At 68.6% G+C, this 21538-nt stretch carries 22 protein-coding genes; 8 read left to right on the forward strand and 14 right to left on the reverse strand.

The genetic code is table 11. The annotated features are described in order from the left end of the window. Positions 1–27: 27 nt before the first annotated feature. From ACRSBM_RS30225 to ACRSBM_RS30260, 8 genes are all read right to left on the reverse strand, one after another. The gene (locus tag ACRSBM_RS30225; RefSeq protein ID WP_434448471.1) at positions 28–945 is read right to left on the reverse strand and encodes an acyltransferase domain-containing protein; all 918 of its coding nucleotides are present in this window, start codon (positions 943–945) and stop codon (positions 28–30) included. A 67-nt stretch (positions 946–1012) separates the two neighbouring features. Continuing rightward, positions 1013–2227 carry a ketosynthase chain-length factor gene (locus ACRSBM_RS30230; RefSeq protein ID WP_396422592.1) on the reverse strand — a complete coding sequence of 405 codons (1215 nt, stop codon included), beginning with the start codon at positions 2225–2227 and terminating at the stop codon, positions 1013–1015. Next, on the reverse strand, positions 2224–3492 hold the full coding sequence (locus tag ACRSBM_RS30235) for a beta-ketoacyl-[acyl-carrier-protein] synthase family protein (RefSeq protein ID WP_434448473.1): 1269 nt from the start codon (positions 3490–3492) through the stop codon (positions 2224–2226). The genes ACRSBM_RS30230 and ACRSBM_RS30235 overlap by 4 nt, the downstream gene beginning before the upstream one ends. After that, the gene (locus ACRSBM_RS30240; RefSeq protein ID WP_434448475.1) at positions 3489–4202 is read right to left on the reverse strand and encodes a hypothetical protein; all 714 of its coding nucleotides are present in this window, start codon (positions 4200–4202) and stop codon (positions 3489–3491) included. The genes ACRSBM_RS30235 and ACRSBM_RS30240 overlap by 4 nt, the downstream gene beginning before the upstream one ends. Positions 4203–4230: 28 nt before the next feature. Then, positions 4231–4419, reverse strand: a complete 189-nt coding sequence (locus ACRSBM_RS30245) for a hypothetical protein (RefSeq protein WP_434448477.1) — start codon at positions 4417–4419, stop codon at positions 4231–4233. A 9-nt stretch (positions 4420–4428) separates the two neighbouring features. Next, entirely contained in the window at positions 4429–5364 is a 936-nt protein-coding gene (locus tag ACRSBM_RS30250) for an aromatase/cyclase (protein WP_434448478.1), read from the reverse strand. A gap of 29 nt (positions 5365–5393) precedes the next feature. Then, positions 5394–5645, reverse strand: coding sequence for an acyl carrier protein (locus ACRSBM_RS30255; protein WP_396422587.1), 252 nt, complete (start codon positions 5643–5645; stop codon positions 5394–5396). A gap of 157 nt (positions 5646–5802) precedes the next feature. After that, positions 5803–6612, reverse strand: coding sequence for an AfsR/SARP family transcriptional regulator (locus tag ACRSBM_RS30260; RefSeq protein ID WP_434448480.1), 810 nt, complete (start codon positions 6610–6612; stop codon positions 5803–5805). Positions 6613–6821: 209 nt separating this feature from the next. Between ACRSBM_RS30260 and ACRSBM_RS30265 the strand changes: the two genes are divergently transcribed. The 5 genes from ACRSBM_RS30265 (at position 6822) to ACRSBM_RS30285 (ending at position 13502) form a co-directional block, all read left to right on the forward strand. Further along, positions 6822–7010, forward strand: coding sequence for a hypothetical protein (locus ACRSBM_RS30265; RefSeq protein WP_434448482.1), 189 nt, complete (start codon positions 6822–6824; stop codon positions 7008–7010). After that, positions 7007–9268 (forward strand): TOMM precursor leader peptide-binding protein, encoded by a 2262-nt coding sequence (locus ACRSBM_RS30270; protein WP_434448484.1) that lies wholly within the window; start codon positions 7007–7009, stop codon positions 9266–9268. The genes ACRSBM_RS30265 and ACRSBM_RS30270 overlap by 4 nt, the downstream gene beginning before the upstream one ends. An 8-nt stretch (positions 9269–9276) precedes the next feature. Beyond that, positions 9277–9948 carry a hypothetical protein gene (locus tag ACRSBM_RS30275; protein WP_434448486.1) on the forward strand — a complete coding sequence of 224 codons (672 nt, stop codon included), beginning with the start codon at positions 9277–9279 and terminating at the stop codon, positions 9946–9948. A gap of 99 nt (positions 9949–10047) precedes the next feature. After that, positions 10048–12309: a histidine kinase gene (locus ACRSBM_RS30280; RefSeq protein ID WP_434448488.1), complete on the forward strand. Its 2262-nt coding sequence runs from the start codon at positions 10048–10050 to the stop codon at positions 12307–12309. Positions 12310–12401: 92 nt separating this feature from the next. After that, positions 12402–13502: a sensor histidine kinase gene (locus tag ACRSBM_RS30285; protein WP_434448490.1), complete on the forward strand. Its 1101-nt coding sequence runs from the start codon at positions 12402–12404 to the stop codon at positions 13500–13502. Here the strand turns inward: ACRSBM_RS30285 and ACRSBM_RS30290 are convergent. Continuing rightward, positions 13486–14493 carry a ketoacyl-ACP synthase III family protein gene (locus ACRSBM_RS30290; protein ID WP_434448492.1) on the reverse strand — a complete coding sequence of 336 codons (1008 nt, stop codon included), beginning with the start codon at positions 14491–14493 and terminating at the stop codon, positions 13486–13488. The two genes, ACRSBM_RS30285 and ACRSBM_RS30290, sit on opposite strands and share 17 nt — an antisense overlap. A gap of 5 nt (positions 14494–14498) precedes the next feature. Next, the gene (locus ACRSBM_RS30295) at positions 14499–15086 is read right to left on the reverse strand and encodes a flavodoxin family protein (protein ID WP_434448494.1); all 588 of its coding nucleotides are present in this window, start codon (positions 15084–15086) and stop codon (positions 14499–14501) included. Between the two features lie 108 nt (positions 15087–15194). On the opposite strand from ACRSBM_RS30295, the gene ACRSBM_RS30300 reads away from it, so the two are divergent. Then, positions 15195–15800: a response regulator transcription factor gene (locus ACRSBM_RS30300; RefSeq protein WP_434448496.1), complete on the forward strand. Its 606-nt coding sequence runs from the start codon at positions 15195–15197 to the stop codon at positions 15798–15800. 18 nt (positions 15801–15818) lie between these two features. Here ACRSBM_RS30300 and ACRSBM_RS30305 read toward each other — a convergent pair whose 3' ends face one another. From ACRSBM_RS30305 to ACRSBM_RS30315, 3 genes are read right to left on the reverse strand one after another with little or no spacing between them, the layout of a single operon-like run. Continuing rightward, entirely contained in the window at positions 15819–17036 is a 1218-nt protein-coding gene (locus ACRSBM_RS30305; RefSeq protein WP_434448499.1) for an NAD(P)/FAD-dependent oxidoreductase, read from the reverse strand. A 1-nt stretch (position 17037) separates the two neighbouring features. Beyond that, positions 17038–17817: an SDR family NAD(P)-dependent oxidoreductase gene (locus ACRSBM_RS30310; RefSeq protein ID WP_434448501.1), complete on the reverse strand. Its 780-nt coding sequence runs from the start codon at positions 17815–17817 to the stop codon at positions 17038–17040. A gap of 11 nt (positions 17818–17828) precedes the next feature. After that, a complete protein-coding gene (locus ACRSBM_RS30315) occupies positions 17829–18152 on the reverse strand; it encodes a 2Fe-2S iron-sulfur cluster-binding protein (RefSeq protein WP_434448503.1) in 324 nt (107 codons plus the stop codon). Between the two features lie 152 nt (positions 18153–18304). Between ACRSBM_RS30315 and ACRSBM_RS30320 the strand changes: the two genes are divergently transcribed. Next, a complete protein-coding gene (locus ACRSBM_RS30320) occupies positions 18305–18754 on the forward strand; it encodes a DinB family protein (RefSeq protein WP_434448504.1) in 450 nt (149 codons plus the stop codon). Positions 18755–18832: 78 nt separating this feature from the next. Further along, positions 18833–20251 (forward strand): alpha/beta fold hydrolase, encoded by a 1419-nt coding sequence (locus tag ACRSBM_RS30325; RefSeq protein WP_434448506.1) that lies wholly within the window; start codon positions 18833–18835, stop codon positions 20249–20251. Between the two features lie 53 nt (positions 20252–20304). Here ACRSBM_RS30325 and ACRSBM_RS30330 read toward each other — a convergent pair whose 3' ends face one another. Further along, positions 20305–21537 (reverse strand): cytochrome P450, encoded by a 1233-nt coding sequence (locus ACRSBM_RS30330; protein ID WP_434448508.1) that lies wholly within the window; start codon positions 21535–21537, stop codon positions 20305–20307. Position 21538 lies beyond the last annotated feature (1 nt).

Here is a 21538-nt window from a genome sequence, read left to right on the forward strand (position 1 = left end):
CAGGAGAGGGCGGCCCTTTTATACGTACTACGTCAGCCGGGCGCGAGCGGTCTCCACGAAGTCCGAGGCGTCCAGCAGCGGCAGCACCTGCGAGGCACCGGACCGCACCGCCTTCGTCCGGCGCGCGAACGACGTCAGCGTCTGGCCGGGCCCGGCTTCCACCAGCAGCACGTCGTACATCGCCACCAGCTCGTTCAGCGCCGGTCCGAAGTAGACGGCGTCGGTCAGCTGGCGGGTCCAGAACCGTGCCGACAGAGCGTCTTCGGGAGTCATCAGCTTGCCCGTGTAGCCGGAGTACAACGGCATCGACGGCGCGACGGGCGAAGCGCTCCACGCCGCCAGTGCCTCGTCCACGGCGGGCTGCATCGCCGGGCTGTGGAACGGGGTCGACGCCGGCACCGTCACGACGATGTACTCGTCCGCCTCCAGCCGTGCCCGCACGCGCGCCAGCGGTTCGTCCGACCCGGCCAGCATCGTCTGCCGCGCGGAGTTCACCGCGGCGATCGCGACGTCGCCCTCCAGGTACGGCACCAGGTCGGCCTCGGAAGCCGCGACGGCCAGCATGCCGCCGGACGGGATCGGCACGGCGGACAACACCCGGTCCCGCACCAGGGAAACGGCTTCCTCCAACGAGAACACGCCGGCCAGCGTCGCCGCGACGACCTCACCGGCGGAGTGCCCGATCAACGCGACGGGTTCGACGCCCCACGACAAAACCGTGCGCCCCAACGCATAGTCGACCGCGAACAGCAACGGCTGGGCGCGCGACACGTGGTCGATGTCGTTGCCGGCCAGCCAGTCGTCGCAGGCGAGCGACCCCACCTCGCCGAACAGCTCGAAGACCTCGTCGATCACCGAGGTGAACACGGCGTCCGTGCCGTACAGCGACGCCGCCATCCGCGGGTACTGCGACCCCTGCCCGGGAAACATCAGTGCTACGTCCACAAGAAGCCTCCAGAAAAGGCTCAAGGGCCGTGAGAGACGAAACCCTCACGGCCCTTGAGGCATGACATCACCTGTACTCGCGAACCACCATGGCGGAGTTGTAGCCGCCCTTGCCGCGCCCGAGCACCAGTGCGGCCTTGATCTTGCCGTGCCGCGCCTCGTTCATCACGAGGTCGAGCTCGTACTCCGGCACGAGGTTCTCGACGTTGACGGTCGGCGGGATCGCGCTCCAGTAGATGGAGAGGATCGCCGACGCCACGTCCAGCGAGCCACCACCGGCGAACAGACGCCCTGTCATGGTCTTCGGCGCCGTCACCGGCACGCCGAACGGCCCGAAGATGCCCTTGATCGCCTCGGCCTCGGCCTTGTCGAGCTCGGGAATGCCCGCCGCGTCGGCGAACACCACGTCGATCTCCGAGGCGTCCATGCCGGCGTCGCGCAACGCCAGCTCGGCCGCCCGCTTCAGTCCCGGCTCCCGTGACGGCATCTTCGAGTCGAACGTCGCGGCGTACCCGACGATCTCACCGTAGATGCGCGTACCCGGACGACCGGCCGCCGACTCCGGCGTCTCGACGACCATGATCGCGCCGCCCTCGCCCGCGACGTACCCGGAGGCGTCGCGGTCGAACGGCAGGTAGGCGCGTTTCGGATTGTTGTTGCGGGACAGGCAACCCGACGCCTGGTGCGCCACCCACGCCCACGGGCACAGCGAGGAGTCCATGCCGCCGGTGAGGGCGAGCTGGACCCCCTTGCGCAGCTGGCGCCGGGCGTGGCCGATGGAGTCGATGCCACCGGCCTGCTCGGACACCACCACCGCGCCGGGACCGCGTGTGCCGTGGCGGATGGAGATCTGGCCCGTGTTGACCGCGTAGAACCACGCGAACGACTGGTACGCCGAGACGTACTCGGGGCCCTGGTGCCACAGCTTCTGCAGTTCCCGCTGACCGAACTCGTACCCGCCCGCCGTCGCCGCGGTGATCACCGCGATGTCGGTGTCCGGGATGTCGTTCGGCTGCACGCCCGCACCACGCAACGCCCAGTCAGTGCCGACCAGGGTCAGCCGCGTCATGTGGTCCGTCTGCGGCAGCAGGCGACCCTGCAGGTGCCGCCCTGCCTCGAAGCCGGGCACCTCTCCGGCGATCTTCGCCCAGTAGTTCGCGCTGTCGAACCGGGTGATCGGCTTGATCGCCGCCTCCCCGTGCAGGGTCGCCCGCCAGTACGCGGTCGGCCCCAGCCCGTTCGGCGACGCGATGCCGATTCCCGTCACCACCGCCCGAGTCACCGGCCTGCCCCTTCCACCTTCTTGAGCACCATGGCGCTCTGGAATCCACCGAAACCACTGCCCACGGTGAGGACCGTGTTGACCTTCTTCTCGCGCGCGACCAGCGGCGTGTAGTCGAGGTCGCACTCGGGGTCCGGCTCGTGCAGGTTCGCCGTCGGCGGGATGAGGTCCTCCTCGAACGCCAGCAGCGAGCCGACGATCTCGAGCGACCCGATCGCGCCCAGCGAGTGCCCGATCATCGACTTGAAGCCGGAGACCGGGGTCTTGTAGGCGTGCGCGCCGAGACTGCGCTTGAACGCCGCCGTCTCGTGCAGGTCGTTCTGCTTGGTGCCCGACCCGTGCGCGTTGATGTACCCGACGTCCGTGGCGTCCGCCCGCGCCTGCTTCAGCGCGATGTTGATGGCGTCGGACATCTCGATGCCCTCGGGGTGCAGACCCGTCATGTGGTAGGCGTTGCACCGCGAGGCGAAGCCGCCGATCTCACCGTAGATGTGCGCGCCGCGAGCACGGGCGTGCTCCAGCTCCTCCAGCACGATGATCGCGCAACCCTCGCCCAGCACCAGGCCGTCGCGGGTCTTGTCGAACGGCCGGCACGCCGTGGTGGGGTCGTCGTTGCGGGTGCTCGACGCACGGATCACGTCGAAGCACACCACCGTGATCGGGGAGAGCGGAGCCTCGGTGCCGCCGGTGACGACGACGTCCGCGGATCCCTCCATGATCAGCTCGGCCGCGTAACCGACCGAGTCGAGACCGGAGGTGCAGCCCGTGGAGACCACGGAGACCGGCCCTTCGGCGCCCACTGTCCACGCCAGCTCCGTCGCCATCGAGGACGGCGTGAAGTAGTCGTAGAGGTGCGGGACGGCGTAGGACTGGTCGACCTCCCAGTACTTACCCCGGTCGGAGCCGACGATGAACTCGCGCTCCAGCGAGGTCGTGCAGCCGACCGCGGTGCCGAGCGAGACACCGATGCGGCCGGGGTCGAGCTGGTCGAACTCGATGCCGGAGTCGGACATCGCCTCACGGCCCGCGACGACCGCGAACTGCGCGGCGCGGTCGAGCCGGCGGATCTCCTGCGGCGTCAAGCCTTCGCGCACTGGATCGAAATCTGCTTCCCCCGCCATGCGGGAGCGGTACGGAGACGCGTCGAAGTGCGTGATGTTGCGAGTCGCCGTACGCCCTTCGGACAGCAGTTTCCAATACGCCTTCGTTCCGATGCCACCAGGTGCGACCACGCCCACCCCGGTGATGACGGCGCGACGACTCATCGGACACCTCCAATCGCCTTCTGTGCGGACACGGTCTGCTCCAATCTCGGACAGGGCACGGGAGCGATACCTGTCTCTGCCGAATGAACCGATGGTGAATCGGCCCGATCGAGGCCACCTCGAACGACGGCGTAGGACCCCTGTACGAGGCCAGCCCCCGCGTCGGCCGCGAAGAGCTGCTTCGCCGCCGAGCCACCGTCGTCGTGACATCCGAAACCAAGGGGCACACCGGTTTGTGCGACCGACTCGACGATCTCGCCGATCTGGTCCGGCCACAGCTTGCCCGCTGTGTCGTGCAGCAACACGGTTTCCGCCCCAGCCTCCGCGGCGGTCAGCACGACCTCGAGAGAGTGCTCGGGGTCGATCAGCCAGCCGTCGAAGAAATCGCGCGCCTCGACGATCACTCGCCGTTCGGCGCGCACGAGTTGACGCACGGCTTCCCGGACCACCGAGATGCCGTGCCCTTGGACAACTATTGCCACCGCGGGGGTCTCCGCGGCCATGAGTGCGGCCAGGTCCTCCGCACCGCCCGAGGCGATGAGGGTGGCGGCCCGCAACCGGAGCTCGATCGCCGCCCGGTGGTAGAACGACCGGGCGGGCCTTCCTCCGTCGACGAACGTGACGCCGAGCGCGTCGAGGCGCCGCGCCGCGACCAGTCTGTCCGAAATGGACAGGCCGGTGCGGCGCAGCGAGATGTCGTAGAGCTTCATCATCCCCGAACCCCTCGCGCTCCCGCGGTCAGAAGCCCGACAGCAGCACCCGGGAGGCCTCGATCTCGTAGGCACAGGGCGCCACGTCCGAAGAGGGGCAACCCTTGCGCTGGTGCTCGACCGCGGCCTTCTCCAGGTACATGGACACCACGTAGAGTCCGTTGCGGCTTGCAGCGCGTGCCGCGGCGGTCAGCAGGTCCGCGCCACCCAACCCCATCTCGTCACCTCATCCGTTCTCGGCGAATTCCTTCGCGTGCCGGAGCGTCGTGAGACTGTTGGTGCCCAGCGCGTGACGGATGAGCTCACGAGCCCGCTCGATCGTCCCGTCTGCTCCCAGCACCTCGGTGACGACCTCGGGCCGGATGACGACCGTGTGGTGCGAGGTCGCCTCGATGCCGGCCTCGATGCCGTCGCCGATGTCCTTGAACGTCCACCGGCCGACGTGTGCCGCCATGATCGGAGGCGTGTGCGTCTGCTTGTAGACGATGCCGTCGTACGGGGTGCAGACCCGCACCGAGTGCGTGGTGTGGATCGACCCGTCCGGGCTGCGCGTGTCCATCTCCATGGACTGCACCCCGGTGACGGCTTCCTTCAGGTCCAGCCGCGCCACGTGCGGCAGGCGCTCCGGCCACAGGTCCGACCGGTACAGGAACTCGTAGACGTCCTTGCGGCTCGCGTGGATCGTGATGCTGTCGGAGAACGACAGCACCAGCTTGTCGTAGTCGTCGCCGTACTCGGCCGCCCGCTTGAGAGCGGCGAGCTCGGCGTCGCTGTTGTTGTTGACGGCGTTCAGGATGACCTCGACCGCCTCGGGCTGTGCCGCGGTGAAGTGGTGGAGCAGATCGACCCGGGTCGCCGAGTCGGCGATCGGGACGATCCGCCACTGTCCGCCCATCGTCTTCACCGGTGCCGCCGAACGCTCCTGCTCGAAGGAGATGTGCAGGTTCGCCGGGTCGAGCTCGCGCCGGGACGTCCACGTACGCACGTCACCGTTCGCGAACGCGTGCAACCGCAACCGTTCCGTCGAGCCGTCCCGCTCGAAAACCTCGGCGTGCACCGTGGGTCCGAAGATGTACGGCCAGGTCGTCACGTCCGCGACCAGGTCGTACACCACCTTGGCGGGAGCCCCGATCATGACCGTGTGCGTGGTGGTGTGCGTCATGTCCGTCTCCGTATCCCGAGTCGCCGGCGTCAGGCCGCGATCTGTCCGTTGACCTTGTCCAGCAGCTGACGCGGCGTCTCCAGGTGCGCCAGCTCGTCATCGGCGACGGCGACCCCGTACTTGCGCTTGATCAGCGCGACCGTCTCCAGCAGGGCGAGGGAGTCGAAGCCCAGCTCGAGGAACGGGAGGTCGAGAATGTCCTGGCCCGGCTTGAACGAGTCGTCGTCGCCCGCGGCCTCGTTGAGGATCTCTTTGAGGCCCTCGATGGTCAGTGCGCTCACGGCTAGCTTCCTTTCCTCCAGCGGGCGATTCCCGCGCGCCCACGACTGAGGTTGTCACCGCACGCCTGTAAGCCACTGGAGAGATTCTCAAGAAACCGTTGCCAGACAAGCAAAAACGGCCCTCGCCACAGTGTGGCGAGGGCCGCTGGAGCCGGGCTCAGGCGAGAAGCCGTTGCAGTTGCCGGGTTTCCGCGCTGTCGAGGCGCGGATCGGACGTGAGGATGGCGTGCTGCAACCCTTGCAGGCGCGACGACGGCTCGACGCCGAGCTCCTCGATCAGGGTGTTGCGCAGGCCCTTGAACGCGTCGAGCGCCTGCCACTGCCGGCCCGCGCGGAACAGCGAGATCATGTACTGCGCGCACAGGTTCTCGTTCATCGGGTTCTGCACGGTCAGCACGGACAGCTCGCTGAGCAACGCCTTGTGCTTGCCCATCCGCAGCTCGGCGTCGATGCGCGCCTCGAGCACGCCCAGCCGGGCCTCCTCCAACCGCACGACCTCGATGCTCAGCGGCATACCGGGCCGCACGTCGACAACAGCGGTGCCACGCCACATGTCGAGCGCCTGGCGCAGCAGCCGCGAGGCCGAGGCGTAGTCCTCGACTTCGTAGGCCTGCTGGCCGGCACGCGAGAGGCGTTCGAACTCGTGCACGTCGACGGCCTCCGGCGGCACGTCGAGCAGGTACCCGCCGTACCGGGTGACGAGCACTTCCTTCGCCTCACCCTCACCGGACGCCGACAGCGCGTCACCGATGAGCTTGCGCAGCTGCAGGATGTAGGTCTGCAGGGTGGTGCGGGCGCTGCGCGGCGGCCGGTCGCCCCACAGCTCCTCGATCAGCGTGGGGACGGACACGACCTGTCCGGAGTGCAGCGCGAGCAGCGCCAGGATCTGCCGCGGCTTGGCGGCGGTAGGCGTCACCGAGCGACCGTTCACCTTGGCCTCGACGGGCCCCAGGACCTTGATCTGCATCGCGACCCCTCCTTCGGTTCCAAGCACGGGATTAGTCTGCTCGGCCCAACGTCGGCGCGTTAGTGCACAGGCCATCGATGTCAGGTGAGTTCTGCCCGTGCCGGGTATGAAAACTTCATACGGGGGCGCATTAGCCGGTAACTACCGGGCCATTACCGCTGGTCCGCATGATTACCCACAAGAAATCACGCCAAACATCGGAGATGCACATGTACCCCACCGCCACCGTGGAGCGCCTGTCTTCCATCACCGCCACGGACGACTCCGACGACATGAAGATCTACCAGTTCGACCGTGAGGCCTCGATGGACGTCATCGTCGCCACCTGGTGGTGCAGCAGCGGTGGAAGCATTATCGGCAGCCACTACACGGCCTACGACGAGGTTCTCGCGGCATGAGACGCGAACTGGCCGAACCCGGCGAACAAAGAATTGGGTTCAAACGCCATCTCCGGCCGCAGATTGTGCAGGGTGAGGCCGTCTACCTCATCGGCGAGTCCGGGGTCACCGCGATCCAGGGCACGCACGTGGAGGCACTGGCGCCGTTGCTCGACGGCACCAGGGACCTCACCGCCGTGCTGCGGGATCTGCCCGCCGGCCTGTCCGCCGACCTGGTGGAACGCATGCTCAGCAGGCTCGCCGCGGCGGGTCTGGTCGGCTGGCGGTGCACGCTGGACGGTTCGACCACGACAGAGGCCTCGCTCGCCTACTGGGACGCGGCGGGTCTCGACCCCGCGGACGCGGTGGCGGCGACATCGGCGGCGCTCGTCTCCGTCGTCGCGATCGGCGACGTCGATCGCGAAGGGCTCGAGGAAGCTCTCCGGCACAACGGACTGACGGTCACTTCGGGGAGTGGTGACCTCACGGTCGTGGTGTGCACGGACTACCTGGCCTCTGAACTCCGCGACATCGACGCGGCACACCGCGCCTCCGGTACGCCCTGGTTGCTCGTCAAGCCGGTCGGCGCGCAGGTGAGCGTGGGCCCCTTCTTCACACCTGGCGAGGGCCCCTGCTGGCGCTGCCTCGCCACCCGCCTGTCCGCCAACCGCAAGGCGGAGGCGCACGTCCGGGCACGGTGCGGGCAACGTGGCCCGGCACCGCGCCCCGCCATCGGGCTGCCGTCGCTGCGGGCGACGGCGCTGGAGATCGCGTCGGTCGAGACGGCCAAGTGGCTCGCGGGCATCCGCCACGGGACGCAGCGCTCCATCTGGAACTACGACAGCCTGACGATGAAGGTCACGCAACACGAGGTACGGCACCGTCCACAGTGTTCAGACTGTGGTGATTCCGAAGTTGTCGCGCGCAGGGCGTTCGAGCCGGTCGAACTCGTCAGTCGCGTGAAAACCTCCTGCGACGGCGGTGGCCACCGGTCGTCGTCGCCGCAGGAGGTGCTCGACACCTACCGGCACCTCATCGGCCCGGTCACCGGGATCGTGCGGGAGATCCGCCGCGACGAGCACGGGCCCGCGTTCTTCAACTCCTTCCGCTCCGGGTCGAACATCGCGGCTGCGGGCGAGGGCATCGAGGGACTGCGTTCGGCGTTGCGCGCGGACAGCGGGGGCAAGGGAGTCACGCCGCTCGACGCCGAGGTCGGTGCGCTCTGCGAGGCCGTCGAACGGCGCAGCGGCGCGTTCGCCGGCGACGAGGCACGCGTGAGCGGCAGCTACACCTCGCTGGGCGACCAGGCGATCCACCCCTGCTCTGTGCAGCTGTACCACCCGAGGCAGTTCGAGAACCGCGACGAGTGGAACACGAACCACTCCGCCTTCCAGCACGTCACCACCCCGTTCGACGACGACGAGGTGATGGACTGGACCCCGCTGTGGTCGCTGACCGAACAGCGGCACAAGCTCCTGCCCACGGGGATGCTCTACTTCGGCGCCCCCTGTCCGCCGAGTGTCACCTCCAACTCCAACGGCTGTGCTGCCGGCAGCAGCCTGGAGGACGCGGTGTTGCAAGGACTTCTGGAACTCGTCGAACGCGACGCGGTCGCCATCTGGTGGTACAACCGCACACCGGTGCCGGAAATGGACCTGGACGCCTTCCACGACCCGTGGATCGACCAGCTTCGCACGGTGCACGCAGGCCTGGGCCGCGACGTCTGGCTGCTCGACGTCACCTCGGACCTCGGCGTGCCCGCGATGGTGGCGGTCTCCCGCCGCACCGACGGGCCACGCGAGGACATCATGTTCGGCTGCGGCGCGCACCTGGACCCCAAGGTCGCCGCACGCCGGGCGCTCACCGAGCTGAACCAGTGCATGCCGATGGTCTGCGATCCGATGGACATGTCCGTGTTCGACATCGACATGCGGCGCTGGTTCGAGACCACCCGGCTCGCCGATCACCTGTGGCTGGCACCCGACCCGGCCGTGGCGCCGCACAGCCCGTCGCACCACGGTTACACACATCGGCGTGATCTCGTCGACGACATTCACGCGATCCAGGGCACTTTGGAGACCAAGGGCATGGAGCTGCTGGTGCTCGACCAGACGCGGCCCGACGTGGGTCTCCCGGTCGTGCGGGTGGTGGTGCCGGGACTGCGGCACTTCTGGTCGAGATTCGCTCAAGGGCGCCTCTACGACGTACCTGTACAACTGGGTCGGCTGGCACGGCCACGCCAGTACGAAGAGCTCAACCCGATCCCGTTGTTCATGTGATCGACGGGATGACCATCGCCCAGAGCGGAGGCGCCGTGGTGCCCACGCAGTCCCACATTCCGGCTGGCAGGCCGCTGTGGTCGTTGCTGGAGGACGCTTTTGTGGACGAGGGCGCCGAGCACCTGATCGTGCACGGCAGGTGGGGTGCGATCGAGATCGCCGACACCAGCCCGCTCGTGCGCGAGGCGTTGCACCGGATGAGCCTCGGCCCCGTGGCGCTGGAGAACATCTCGGCGCTGCACGAGAACTTCGTGCGGTGGAAGGCCGGCTCCGGCCCCTGCCTCGTCTGGCGCAAGCTGAAGAACACGCTCGACGAGCTGGGTGGTTGCCTAGTGCCGTCGCTCGGGTTGAACGACGGCGCCGGCCCGATCCTCTCGCTCGTCGCGGTGGCCCGCGACGCGGTGTTCGCGTTGCCGGCCGTCGGGGACGACGAGGTCGTCACCATGCGGAGGGGCACCGGGATCGAGCGGCTGAACGGCGACCAGGCACTGGCCTGCCCCGGCCGTCCCTATCAGGTGATCCTGCACGGCGCGCCCGCGACGGAGATCGCGAAGTCGTTGCTGCACAACGAGAGCACGATCGCCCAGCTCGCCGAGGTGTTGCAGGTGGAGAAGACGCTGGTCGCCGACGTGGTGGCCTACCTCGCGGGAGCCGACCTCGTCGTTGTCCAGAGGTGTTGAGCCATCGTCATGTTGCTCCGATCGAGGATCGCAAAAAGCGAGATTTCCCAGGAAGCGCCCGTATCATGGCCGCGTCCCGAACCTCGCGTGGGAGCTGCTGTGACGCAACGACAGGAACGCTCGTCCGTGTCCCGTCGTTTGGCGTACGTCGTCATCAGCGTGGTGTTCGCCAACTACCTGCTCGACAACTTCCTCGACGTGGTGAAAGTCAGTGCGACGCCCACCCGGATCGTCGGCTCCCTCGCCTGTCTGCTCACGATCGCGTACCTGCAGCTACGGGTGTTCAGCAGGCCCGGTGCGGATCTGCGTTCCGGCAGGGCCTACCTGGCACTGGGCGCGATGGCCGTGCTCGTGTACGTACCGCTCCTGTTCTTCCCTGACGAGTGGACCAACATGCCCGGCTTCCTCGCGGGCAGCTCCCTGCTGGTGCTGCCCGGCCGGGTGCGATGGCTTGTCTTCTTCGCCGTGGCATTGGGTAACGGCGGTATCCAGGCCTGGTACGTCGACGATGTCTCCTCGCAGGTCTACTACATGATCGCGTCGATGGTCGCCGGTCTGGTCGTGTACGGGCTGTCGCGGCTGCCGTCGCTGGTGAAGCAACTGGAGGCCGTCCGCTCCGAGCTCGCCGCGCTGGCGGTGTCGCAGGAGCGGCTGCGGTTCGCCCGCGACCTGCACGATCTGCTCGGGTTCAGCCTGTCGGCGATCACGCTGAAGGTGGAGCTGGCCCGCAAGCTGATCGGTGCGCACACCGACCGCGCGCTGCGGGAGCTGGCCGAGATCCTCGGCATCGCGCGTGAAGCCCTGACGGACGTTCGTGCGGTGGCGTCGAGCTATCGCGAGTTGTCACTGGCGGACGAGATCGAGTCGGCGCGCTCCGTGCTGACCGCGGCCGGCGTCGCTACGACGATCGAGACGGACCACCCGGAACTCTCGCCGCGGTCCAGGACCGTGCTGGCGACGGTGCTGCGCGAAGGCGTGACGAACCTGCTGCGGCACAGCGAGGCCACCCGCTGCGCCATCACCATTTCGGGCGCCGGCCACGCGGTGTCGATCGACATCGTCAACGACGGTGCTCCCGCCGAGGTCGACGCCGAGCGGGGCAGTGGTCTCACCAACCTCGCCACGCGCGCCACGGCCATCGGCGGTTCCCTGCTCGCCCAGACCTCGACAGAGGGCACCTACCGCCTGCACGCCGAGGTACCGGTCGAGCCGGCGCTGCGGGAACGGGCGAGCGACTCACGACCTGCGGGACAGCCGATGGCGACGCGATTCGCCCAGGTGCTGTTCACCGCGGTGGTGGTCGGCTACGGCCTCATGTCGCTGTCCCAGGTGGCCTTCGACTACCCCCGTATCGGACTGCCGGGGATGGCGGTCGCGGTACTCGCCACCGCGGTCGAGCTCGGGCTGGTGCTGAGCCTGGTCGGCCGTCCGCACGTCCGGCTGAACCTGGCAAGCAGCCTCGCGGTGCTCGCCGCAATGGCCGTGTGCGTGTATGTGCCGGTGTGGATCTTCGGCAACCCGCTCATGGGCGTGGCCGGCTTCCTCGCCGGGTCCGCGGCGCTGCTTCTGCCCCGCCGGATCGGCTGGTGGGCGTTCCTCGCGATCGTCGCCGGGCAGATGGCCATGTGGATCGTAACCAGTTTTGACTTCTTCTGGGTCGCCTACGGCCTGTTCGCCGTGATGAACCACGGCCTCGTGCTGTACGCGCTGACCCGGCTTCGGTCGATGGTGACCGAGCTGCACGAGGCCCGCGAGGAGCTGGCGACGGCCGCGGTGGCCCAGGAGCGGCTGCGGTTCGCCCGCGACCTGCACGACCTGCTCGGCTACAGCCTCTCGGCCATCACCCTGAAGAGTGAACTCACGCACCGGCTGGCCACGGTCGACCCCGACCGGGCCCGCCAAGAGCTCACCGAGGTACTCGAGATCTCCCGGCAGGCACTCGCCGACGTCCGATCCGTAGCGCTGAGCTACCGCGAGCTGTCGTTCGACGAGGAGACCCAGTCGGCGCAGGCATTGTTGTCCGCCGCCGACATCGACGTAACGGTACGGATCGACGCCTGTGACCAGCTGCCCACCGAAGTGAAGGTGACACTCGCGACGGTGCTCCGCGAGGGCGTCACGAACCTCCTGCGGCACAGCAAGGCCGAACACTGCGAGATCGTGCTGTCGAGTTCACGGCACCTCGTCACGATGGACATCATCAACGACGGCATCCCCACGACCGAGCGGAAGTCCCGCGACGGCAGCGGAATCGGCAACCTCACCACCCGCGTCCGCGCCCTCGGCGGCGACCTGCACGCCGGCCTCACGCCCGAACACACCTACCGGCTACGCGCCGAAATACCGTTGCCGCTCAACTGAGCCATCCGAACGCCAGGTGAGTGCCATCATGGCCGCGTCCCGACCCTCGCGTGGGAGCTGCTGCTGTGACGCTACGACAGGAACGCTCGTCCGTGTCCCGTCGTTTGGCGTACGCCGTCATCAGCGTGGTGTTCGCCAACTATCTCGGCAATGCCTTCTCCTACGTGCTGCAGGGCGGCCCGACTCCCGCGCGCATCGGCACGTCGCTCGCCTGCCTGCTCACGATCGGGTACCTGCAGCTGCGGGTGTTCAGCAGGCCGGGTTCGGACCTGCGTTCGGCCAAGGCGTACCTGGCACTGGGCACGATGGCCGGGTTGGTGTACGTGCCGTACCCGTTCTTCTCGAACGCCTGGGCCGGCATGCCCGGCTTCCTGGCGGGCAGCGCTCTGCTGGTGTTGCCCGGTCGCGTGCGGTGGTCCGTGTTCGGCGCGATCGCGCTCAGCAACGGCGCGATCAGGGCGCAGTACGTCAGCGACCCCGCGCAGCTGGCCTACTACGTGGTGTCGGCGATGGTCGCCGGCATGGTCGTGTACGGCCTGTCCCGGCTCCCGACGCTGGTCAAGCAGCTGGAGACCGCCCGCTCCGAGCTCGCTGACCTCGCGGTGTCGCAGGAGCGGCTGCGGTTCGCCCGCGACCTGCACGACCTGCTCGGCTACAGCCTCTCGGCCATCACCCTGAAGAGTGAACTCACGCACCGGCTGGCCGGGGCCGCCCCGGACCGGGCCCGCCAAGAGCTCACCGAGGTTCTGGAAATCTCCCGGCAGGCACTGGCCGACGTCCGCTCGGTGGCGCTGAGCTGCCGCGAGCTGTCGTTCAACGAGGAGACCCAGTCGGCGCAGGCACTGCTATCCGCGGCCGACATCGAGGTCACCGTCAGGATCGACGCGTGCGACCAACTGCCCAAGGAGGCGAGGGTGACGCTCGCGACCGTGTTGCGCGAGGGCGTCACGAACCTCCTGCGGCACAGCAAGGCGGAGCACTGCGAGATCGTGCTCTCCAGCTCGCGGCAACTGGTCACGATGGACATCATCAACGACGGCATCCCCGTGATCGAGCGGAAGTCCCGCGACGGCAGCGGAATCGGCAACCTCACCACCCGCGTCCGGGCGCTCGGCGGCGACCTGCACGCCGGGCTCACGCCCGAGCACACCTACCGGCTGCGCGCCGAAATCCCGCTCACAGCATCTCGATGACCGCGCAGCCCCAGCTGTAGCCGGCGCCCACGCCGAACATCACGACGCGCTGACCCGAGGTGGCCTTGCCGGTCTGGACGAGGTGGTCGAAGCTCGCGAACTGGTCGCCGGCGCCGAGGTGCCCGACCGTGCGGCTCCACTCCCACGTGGTGCGCTCCGGCGCGATGTCGTACGGGCGCAGGTAGTTCACGTCGAGGCGGCGGCGGCCGAAGTGCGGCAGGATGATCCAGTCCGCGTCGCCGATCTTCATGTCGGCGTCGGACAGCGCCTGCTCGACGGCGAGCGCCTGGCCCGCGTTGGCCTTGTTGATGCCGTAGGACAGGCCGAACTCGCGGCTGAACGTGTGCTTGGCCTCCTCGAAGTCCACCGGGATGCGGTGCGAGAACGGCGCGAGGCCGAACGGCACGTCGCCGCGGTGCAGCGGTTCGAGGTCCGAGTCCGCGTTGATGGCCAGGGAAAGCAGCTTCGCGTAGCCGCCTCGGGTGGACAGCACGAGGGCCGACGCGCCGTCGCCGTAGGGCGTTCCGGGGTCGGTGCGCCAGCGGTCGATGCCGGGCAGGCAGAAGCGGTCCGAGGACGTCAGGAGGGCGTCCCTGCCGGGCCGGGCGATCAGGTACGACACCGCGAGGTCCATCGCGGCCAGGCCGCCGTTGGACATCTGCCGGATCTCGAGCGCCAGGCAGGAGTTCCGCACGGTCTCGCGCTGGATGTAGGAGCCGACGGGCCACAGGTCCTGGCCCTGGTGGTAGGTGGTGGCGTGCAGGATCAGGTCGACGTCGTCGGGTGCCGATCCCGCGCGTGCCAGCGCGACCCGGGCCGCCTCGACCGCCATCTCGGCCGCCGACTCGTGCGGGGACACGGAGACGGACTCGACGTCCGTTCGCGCGACGAGCTTCGGCTCGCACTCCCCCGACGCGATCGCGTCCGCGACGTTCAGTGTCGAGGGCAGGCGCACCCCGCTGCCACTGACGAAAACATCCTTCACTCGCACCGCGGTCAGACCTCCTTCAGCGCGCGTGCGATGCGCACGACGCGTTCCGCCTGCATTTGGGCCGCCTGCAACGCGATCTCGTTGACAGGCATGTTGTCCGCGCCCAGGACGTGTGAGGTGCCGTAGGGATTCAGGTCGCCGCCCGGAGGCACGATGATCCCGCCGAAGTGGCAGACCATGTTGTAGATCGACACGAGCGTGGTCTCCATGCCGCCGTGCAGGCTGCCGCCGGAGGTGAACGCGCTGTACACCTTGTTCGCCAGCATGCCGCTGAACCACGCGGGCCCCAGCGTGTCGATGAACTGCTTGAGCTGCGCGGACACGTTGCCGAACCGGGTCGGCGTGCCGAACACGACGGCGTCGGCCCACAGCACGTCGTCGACGGAGGCGATCGGCACGTCCGCGGTCTGTTCGAGGTGCGCCGCCCAGGCCGGCCGGGACCGCCAGGCGGCCTCGGGAGCGAGCTCCGCAGCCCGCACCAGCCGCACCTCGGCGCCGTGCTTCTCGGCCGTCTCGGAGATCTCCGCGGCGAGCCGGTGGATCGTTCCCGTCGAGGAGTAGTACACGACTGTCACGTTGACGGCGCGTTCCATGGCGCATCCCTTCGCAAGGCAGCTCGCTTCACCCTTGCCGGGTCGCCTCGATGTGGCGTGGAGCGCGACATGAACGTTGGGAGATATGGTGTCGCGCGGAGGGGCGCGATGATCAGGGTTCTGCTCGCGGAGGACATGCACATGGTGCGCGGTGCTCTCATCGCGCTGCTCAATCTCGAACCGGACATCGAGGTCGTGGCCGAGGTGAGCTCGGGCGACAAGATCGTGCCGACCGCACGGCAGTACAACCCGGACGTCTGCGTGATCGACATCGACCTGCCGATCCTCGACGGGCTGAGTGCCGCGACGACGATCCGCGAGACGATGCCGCAGGTCAGGACGTTGATGCTGACGTCGCTGGGCCGTCCGGGGACGTTGCGCAGGGCGTTGGCGGCACGGGTGGACGGCTTCCTGCTCAAGGACGCGCCGCCGACGGAGCTCGCCGACGCGATCCGCCGGGTCGCCGCCGGTGAGCGCGTCGTCGACAGCCAGCTCGCCCTGGCCGCGTGGGACCGCGGCGAGTGCCCGCTGACCGACCGCGAGCTGGAGGTTCTCCGGCTGGCGGCGAACGGCGCCGACGCGCCTGACATCGCTGTCGCCCTGTCGCTCTCGGTCGGCACGGTCCGCAACTACATGACGACGATCATGACGAAGCTCAACGGCCGCAACCGGGTGGACGCCATCCGCATCGCCGAGGAAGCCGGCTGGCTCTGACGACGCGGATGGCATCGCTCACGCTGCCTTCTGCTGGCTCGCGCGCAGGTCGAAGCCAGGCCGGGCGACGATCTCCGGAGTGAGCGAGTTGCCGCCCTCCAGGATCCGGCGGCCCATCAGGAAGTCGATCGGCCGGTTGTAGGCCTCGATGCCGATCAGCCTGTCCTTCTTGAAGCAGAACACCGAGAACCTGCCCTCGGCCGGGTCACCGACGGTGACCGTGCGGTCGTGGCCGTTGGTGAGGCCCGCGGTCTGCAGCTTCACGTCGTACTGGTCGCTCCAGAACCACGGCAGGGCGGTGTAGGGCTCCGCGCTGCCGAGGATGGCCGCCGCGACCGTGGTGGCCTGGTCAGTGGCGTTCTGCACCGATTCCAGGCGGATCAGGCCACCGGCGTGCGTGCTGGCGAACCGCGCGCAGTCGCCCACCGCGTAGACGCGCGGGTCGACCGTGCCGAGGTGGGCGTCGACGATGATGCCGTTGTCGACGGCGAGCCCCGCGCGCTGGGCGACCTCGGTGTTCGGGAGGACGCCGATGCCCGCGACCACGAGGTCGGCGACGAGCACGGTGCCGTCCGTCAGCTCCACCAGGCCTTCCCTGACGGCGGCGACGCCCGTTCCGGTGAGGATCTGGACGCCTTCGCTGCGGTGCCGGCTGACGAGGTGCTGCGCCGTCTCCGCGGACACGGCCCGTTGCATCACCTGCTGCTGCGCCTCGACGACGGTGACCTCGTGGCGCAGTTTCCGCACGACGGCGGCGAATTCCAGGCCGATGAACCCGCCGCCGATGACGACGACGTCGAGCCCGATCTCACCGTCGAGCCGCTGCCTGATCGCGTCCGCGTCGGCGACCGTGCGCAGGTTCAGCACGTGCTCGGCGCCGGGGATCGGCAACGGCCGCGGCCGTGCGCCCGTCGCGAACACCAGGTGGTCGTAGCTGACCGTACGGGCACAGCCCAGCACCGCCACCCGTGCCCGGCGGTCGACCCCGACGACCCGCTCGCCACGGACGAGCTTGATGCCGTGGTCGTCGTAGTACGAGTCCTGCCTGATGACCAGCCCGGCGAGGTCGGTCTCCCCCGCCAGGTAGGCCTTGGTGAGCGGCGGCCGCTGGTACGGCGCCGCCTGCTCGTCACCGATGAGCGTGATGGGGCCGCGGTGTCCCTGCTCGCGCAGGGACACCGCGACCTGGCAGCCCGCCTGCCCGGCCCCGACGACGACTACCGACTCGCCGCGCATGTCAGTAGTTGCCCAGCCCGCCGCAGACGTTGAGCGCCTGCGCGGTGATCGAGGACGCGGTGTCCGTGGTCAGGTACGTCACGAGACCGGCGACCTCTTCCGGCGTGCTGTACCGACCCAGCGGGATCTTGGCGTTGAACTTCTCGAGGACCTCTTCCTCGGTGACACCCCAGTGGTTCGCGTACCCCTGGCGCACCCGGCCGGCCATCGGCGTCTCGACGTAGCCGGGGCACACCGCGTTGACGGTGATGCCGGACTTCGCGAGCTCGATGCCGACGGCCTTGGTGAAGCCGACGACACCGTGCTTGGACGCCGAGTAGGGCGCGGCGAACACGACGCCCTGCTTGCCGCCGGTGGAGGCGATGTTGATGATCCGGCCCCAGGTCTGCTCGACCATCTTGCCGGTGCTCAGCACCTCTTTGGTGAAGCGGAAGACACCGTTGAGGTTGGTGTCGATGACGTCCAGCCAGAGGTTCTCGTCCAGCTCGGCGGTGATGCCGCCGCCACCGCGACCCGCGTTGTTCACGAGGATCTCGACGGGACCGAAGACGTCGACCGCCTTCTGGACCGCGCTGCGGATGTCCTCTGTGGACGTGACGTCGGCGGCCGCGCCGTCGGCCTCGTAACCCTCTTCGCGCAGCTGCTTCACCGTGGTCTGGACGTTCTCGGCGGTGCGCGCCACGACGAAGACGGCGTGCCCCTCCCTGCCGAGGCCGCGGGCGACCTCGAGACCGATCCCGCTGGTGGCGCCCGTGACCAGGGCGACCCGTCGCTTGCTCATGCGTTCTCTCCTCAGAGTTGCGTCTCAGGCATGTGCACGACGAGCCCGTCCTGCTCCTCGGTCACGGGGATCTGGCAGCTCAGCCGGCTGTTGTCCTTGCGCTCGCAGGCGGTGAAGTACAGCAACTCGTCCTCCACCTGGTGCATCTGCGACAACGGCTTGGTGTTCTCGGGGTCCACGTACACGTGGCACGTCCCGCACGACGCCCCGCCGCCGCACTGCGCGACGATTCCCTTGATGCCGTTGAGAACCGCGCCGCGCATCACGGAGTCGTTCTGGGCAACGTCGACAACGGTCTCGATGCCGTCGTGCGAAACGTAAGTGATCTTTGGCATGGCAGTTCTCCCACGGATCTGCGGCTCGCCGGACGTGGTTCACCTTGAACGGCAGCGCTTTGCACGTGGTGGAGACCACCTTGAGCGTTCGGGGGCTTGCCGGAACGGCAAGTTCTCGTGCTTCTCCCCTCCCGGACGCCGAGGATGGGGCCATGCCGAGGAGAACGCGCCGCCGTGACCAGCCGCCGCCCAGGACCGGCGGTGGCGAGGCCGACGTCCTGCGCGGGTTCCTCGACTACCTGCGCGAGTCGGTGGTCGCGAAGGTCGAGGGCGCGCCCGAGCCGCAGGTCCGGACCGCCGCGGTGCCGTCCGGCACGAACCTGCTCGGACTGCTCAACCACCTCGTGTTCGTGGAGCGGGCCACGTTCCTCGGCGAGAAGGCCCGCAACTGGAAGGCGACCTTCCACGCGTCCTCGCGGGACAGTGCCGAGGACGTCGTGGCCCGCTACCGGGAGACCGTCGACCGCGTGAACGAGGTGCTCGACGGCAGTGAGGTCACGGACGTCCGGTGGAGGCTCGTCCACCTGATCGAGGAGACGGGCCGGCACGCGGGTCACGCGGACATCCTGCGCGAGCTGATCGACGGTGCTACCGGGCGCTGAGTCCCGTGTTCCAGGGCCGTTCGAGCAGGTCTTGCGACGCTGCGGTGTCGGCGCACACCCACACGCGGAGGTTCCATCGTGCCCCTCAAGGAGTTCTACGACCAGCAGGTGAACTGGTCACCGCCGTTCGAGGACGGCCTTGAACGCGCGACGGTCGTCGTGCCACGTGACTATTCCGATCCCGACGGTCCCAAGCTGACCATCGCGCTCGCCCGCCTGAAGGCCACGAACCCGGCGCAGCGCCGCGGTGTGCTGCTGGCGGTCAACGGCGGTCCCGGCGGCGACGGCGGCGACGGGCTCGCGTTGATCAAGCACTTCGGCGCGCGTGTCCGGACCGCCTACGACCTCATCGGGTTCGACCCGCGCGGGTTCGGCGAGTCGACCAAGCTCTACAGCGAGGTGACGATTCCCAAGGCGCCCTTCGACTCCCGGCCGCCGGACTCGCTCTTCGAGCAGCTGGCCGAGGACATGCGGCTGCGCGAGCTGGGGTGCCAGAAGGCCGGCGGCGAACTGCGCCGGCACATCACGACGCGCAACACCGCGCGGGACATGGACCTGATCCGGGTGGTGCTGGGCGAGGAGAAGATCTCGTTCGTCGGCTACGCGTACGGCACCTATGTGGGCGCCGTCTACGGCACGATGTTCCCGGAGCACCTCGACCGCACGGTCCTCGACTCGTGCATCAATCCACAGTGGACCTGGCGCGAGCAGTTCGTCACGCAGGCGGAGGCGGTCTACCGCAACGTCGAGCTGTGGGCGAACTGGACAGCGGAGCGCGACGGGCACTTCCACCTCGGCCGGGACGCGGAGTCCGTCATCGCCGAGATCGAGGCCGTCGTCGAGAAGCTCGAGGAGGGCGACCAGATCCACCTGCGCACGCTGCTCGACGGTGCGGTCGGCACCAGGGCTACGGACCGCGCTCAGTGGGACTCGCTGGGCTACCTCATCGGCGACCTGCGCACCGCGCTGCAGGACGGCGACTTCGACAAGGCGCGCACGCTGATCGTCGGCCAGGGCACGTGGCGGCCGCAGGACTCCGAGGGCGACCTGCGGGTCGGCGTGCTGGAGGCCATCACGCTGGAGACCTACTGGCCGCAGGACCTGGAGGTCTACTACAACGACGTCCGCGAGCACCGCGCCCGCCACCCGTACGGCTACGGCGTCCTGCGCGCGCAGCCGTGGGTCGGCGCGTTCCGGACGTTCGAAAGCCTTGAGCCGCCGACGAAACTGGCGCAACCCGGTTACCCCAAGGGTCTCGTGGTGCAGGCGGACGGCGACCCGATGGACCGCTACGAGGGCGGCGTGGTGCTGGCCGAGCTGCTCGACCACCCGTTGGTCGTCATCGAGGACTCCGGTGACCACGAGGTGTACGCCCTGGCAGGCAACGAGGTTCTCGACGCCCTGGTCGACGACTACCTGGTCGACGGCGTGCTGCCGGCGCAGGCCAGGGTCACCGTTCCGGGACATGTCCAGCGTCCGGACATCCCGAAGGACTGACGGCACAAGGAAAGAGGCCCCGCACCGGAGTGCGGGGCCTTTTCTCGTGGGGCTCAGTCCTCGGCGGGGATGTCCCAGGTGACCGGCAGCTCCCAGAGGCCGTAGATCACGGCGCCCTCCTTGCGCGGGATCTCCAGGAACGGCTTCGCGAGCCGCAGCGACGGGATCCGCTGGAACAGCGTCGTCCACACCAGCTGCATCTCCAGGCGCGCGAGGTCGGCGCCGATGCAGTGGTGCAGGCCGTGGCCGAACCCGAGGTGCTTGCGGGTGCCGCGTTCCAGGATCAGCTTCTCCGGCTCCGGGAAGATCTCCGGGTCGCGGTTGCCGTTCAGGCCCAGGCACAGGATGCCGTCGCCCGCCTTGATGGTCTTGCCCGCGATCTCGATGTCCTCCAGCGCGACGCGCGGGATGGCCGTGTCACCGATCGTGGCGATGCGGACCAGTTCCTCGACGGCCGGCTCGATCATGCCCTCGGGGTCGTCCAGCAGCAGCTTGAGCTGGTCGGGGTTCTCCAGCAGCGCGGCGGTGCCGAGCGACAGCATCGAGGCCGTGGTCTCGTGGCCGCCGTTCATCAGCAGGCGGATCATGTTGAACAGGTCGCGGCGCGTGTACTCCTCGCCGGACGCGGCGTACTCGGCCATCGCGCGGCTGAGCAGGTCCTCGCCGGGCTCCTTCTCCTTCAACGTGATCAGCTTGTCGACGTAGGCGTTCACCTCGACGATCGCGGCCTGGCGCTGCTCCGGCGTCGAGTGACCGCCCAGCAGACACGTGCCGTGCTCGATGAAGAAGTCGTGCTCGTCCTGGGGAATGCCCAGGAGCTCGCAGATGACGGTCATCGGGACGGCCAGCGAGAACTCGCGGTGGAAGTCGATCGGCGGCGTCATCGTCAGGATCTTGTCGATGTACTCGTCGACGATCTCCTGGATGCGCCCGCGCAGGCGCTTCACCTGGCGGTTGGTGAACGTCACGGCCGCCTTGCGCCGGGTCTTGGTGTGCTCCGGGTTGTCGTAGCCGATGAACGACGTCTCGGTGCGGAACTCCGGCGGCGCGATGAAGTAGAACGGGAAGTTGTCGTGCTTGCGCGAGGCGCTGATCCGCGGGTCGGTCAGGAGCTGCTTGATCGTGTGGTAGCCGCTGATCGTCCAGATCCGCAGCCCGGACCCGGTCAGCGTCACCTCGACGACGTCTTCCTCGGCCATCTGGGCGTACTGCGCGGGTGGGGTGAACGGGCATGTGCGCTTGTACGGGAACGTGTCCACACCTGGCTCGGTGGCGCTGCTGGTCATC

Origin of the sequence: Lentzea xerophila (assembly GCF_051094245.1) — a bacterium.
Lineage (GTDB): Bacteria > Actinomycetota > Actinomycetes > Mycobacteriales > Pseudonocardiaceae > Lentzea > Lentzea xerophila.

Coding starts and splice junctions, on each gene's coding strand:
- ACRSBM_RS30235 (WP_434448473.1), bottom strand. CDS start 3,492: ATGAGTCGTCGCGCCGTCATCACCGGGGTGGGCGTGGTCGCACCTGGT.
- ACRSBM_RS30240 (WP_434448475.1), bottom strand. CDS start 4,202: ATGAAGCTCTACGACATCTCGCTGCGCCGCACCGGCCTGTCCATTTCG.
- ACRSBM_RS30245 (WP_434448477.1), bottom strand. CDS start 4,419: ATGGGGTTGGGTGGCGCGGACCTGCTGACCGCCGCGGCACGCGCTGCA.
- ACRSBM_RS30250 (WP_434448478.1), bottom strand. CDS start 5,364: ATGACGCACACCACCACGCACACGGTCATGATCGGGGCTCCCGCCAAG.
- ACRSBM_RS30260 (WP_434448480.1), bottom strand. CDS start 6,612: ATGCAGATCAAGGTCCTGGGGCCCGTCGAGGCCAAGGTGAACGGTCGC.
- ACRSBM_RS30265 (WP_434448482.1), top strand. CDS start 6,822: ATGTACCCCACCGCCACCGTGGAGCGCCTGTCTTCCATCACCGCCACG.
- ACRSBM_RS30270 (WP_434448484.1), top strand. CDS start 7,007: ATGAGACGCGAACTGGCCGAACCCGGCGAACAAAGAATTGGGTTCAAA.
- ACRSBM_RS30275 (WP_434448486.1), top strand. CDS start 9,277: ATGACCATCGCCCAGAGCGGAGGCGCCGTGGTGCCCACGCAGTCCCAC.
- ACRSBM_RS30295 (WP_434448494.1), bottom strand. CDS start 15,086: ATGGAACGCGCCGTCAACGTGACAGTCGTGTACTACTCCTCGACGGGA.
- ACRSBM_RS30300 (WP_434448496.1), top strand. CDS start 15,195: ATGATCAGGGTTCTGCTCGCGGAGGACATGCACATGGTGCGCGGTGCT.
- ACRSBM_RS30305 (WP_434448499.1), bottom strand. CDS start 17,036: ATGCGCGGCGAGTCGGTAGTCGTCGTCGGGGCCGGGCAGGCGGGCTGC.
- ACRSBM_RS30310 (WP_434448501.1), bottom strand. CDS start 17,817: ATGAGCAAGCGACGGGTCGCCCTGGTCACGGGCGCCACCAGCGGGATC.
- ACRSBM_RS30315 (WP_434448503.1), bottom strand. CDS start 18,152: ATGCCAAAGATCACTTACGTTTCGCACGACGGCATCGAGACCGTTGTC.
- ACRSBM_RS30320 (WP_434448504.1), top strand. CDS start 18,305: ATGCCGAGGAGAACGCGCCGCCGTGACCAGCCGCCGCCCAGGACCGGC.
- ACRSBM_RS30330 (WP_434448508.1), bottom strand. CDS start 21,537: ATGACCAGCAGCGCCACCGAGCCAGGTGTGGACACGTTCCCGTACAAG.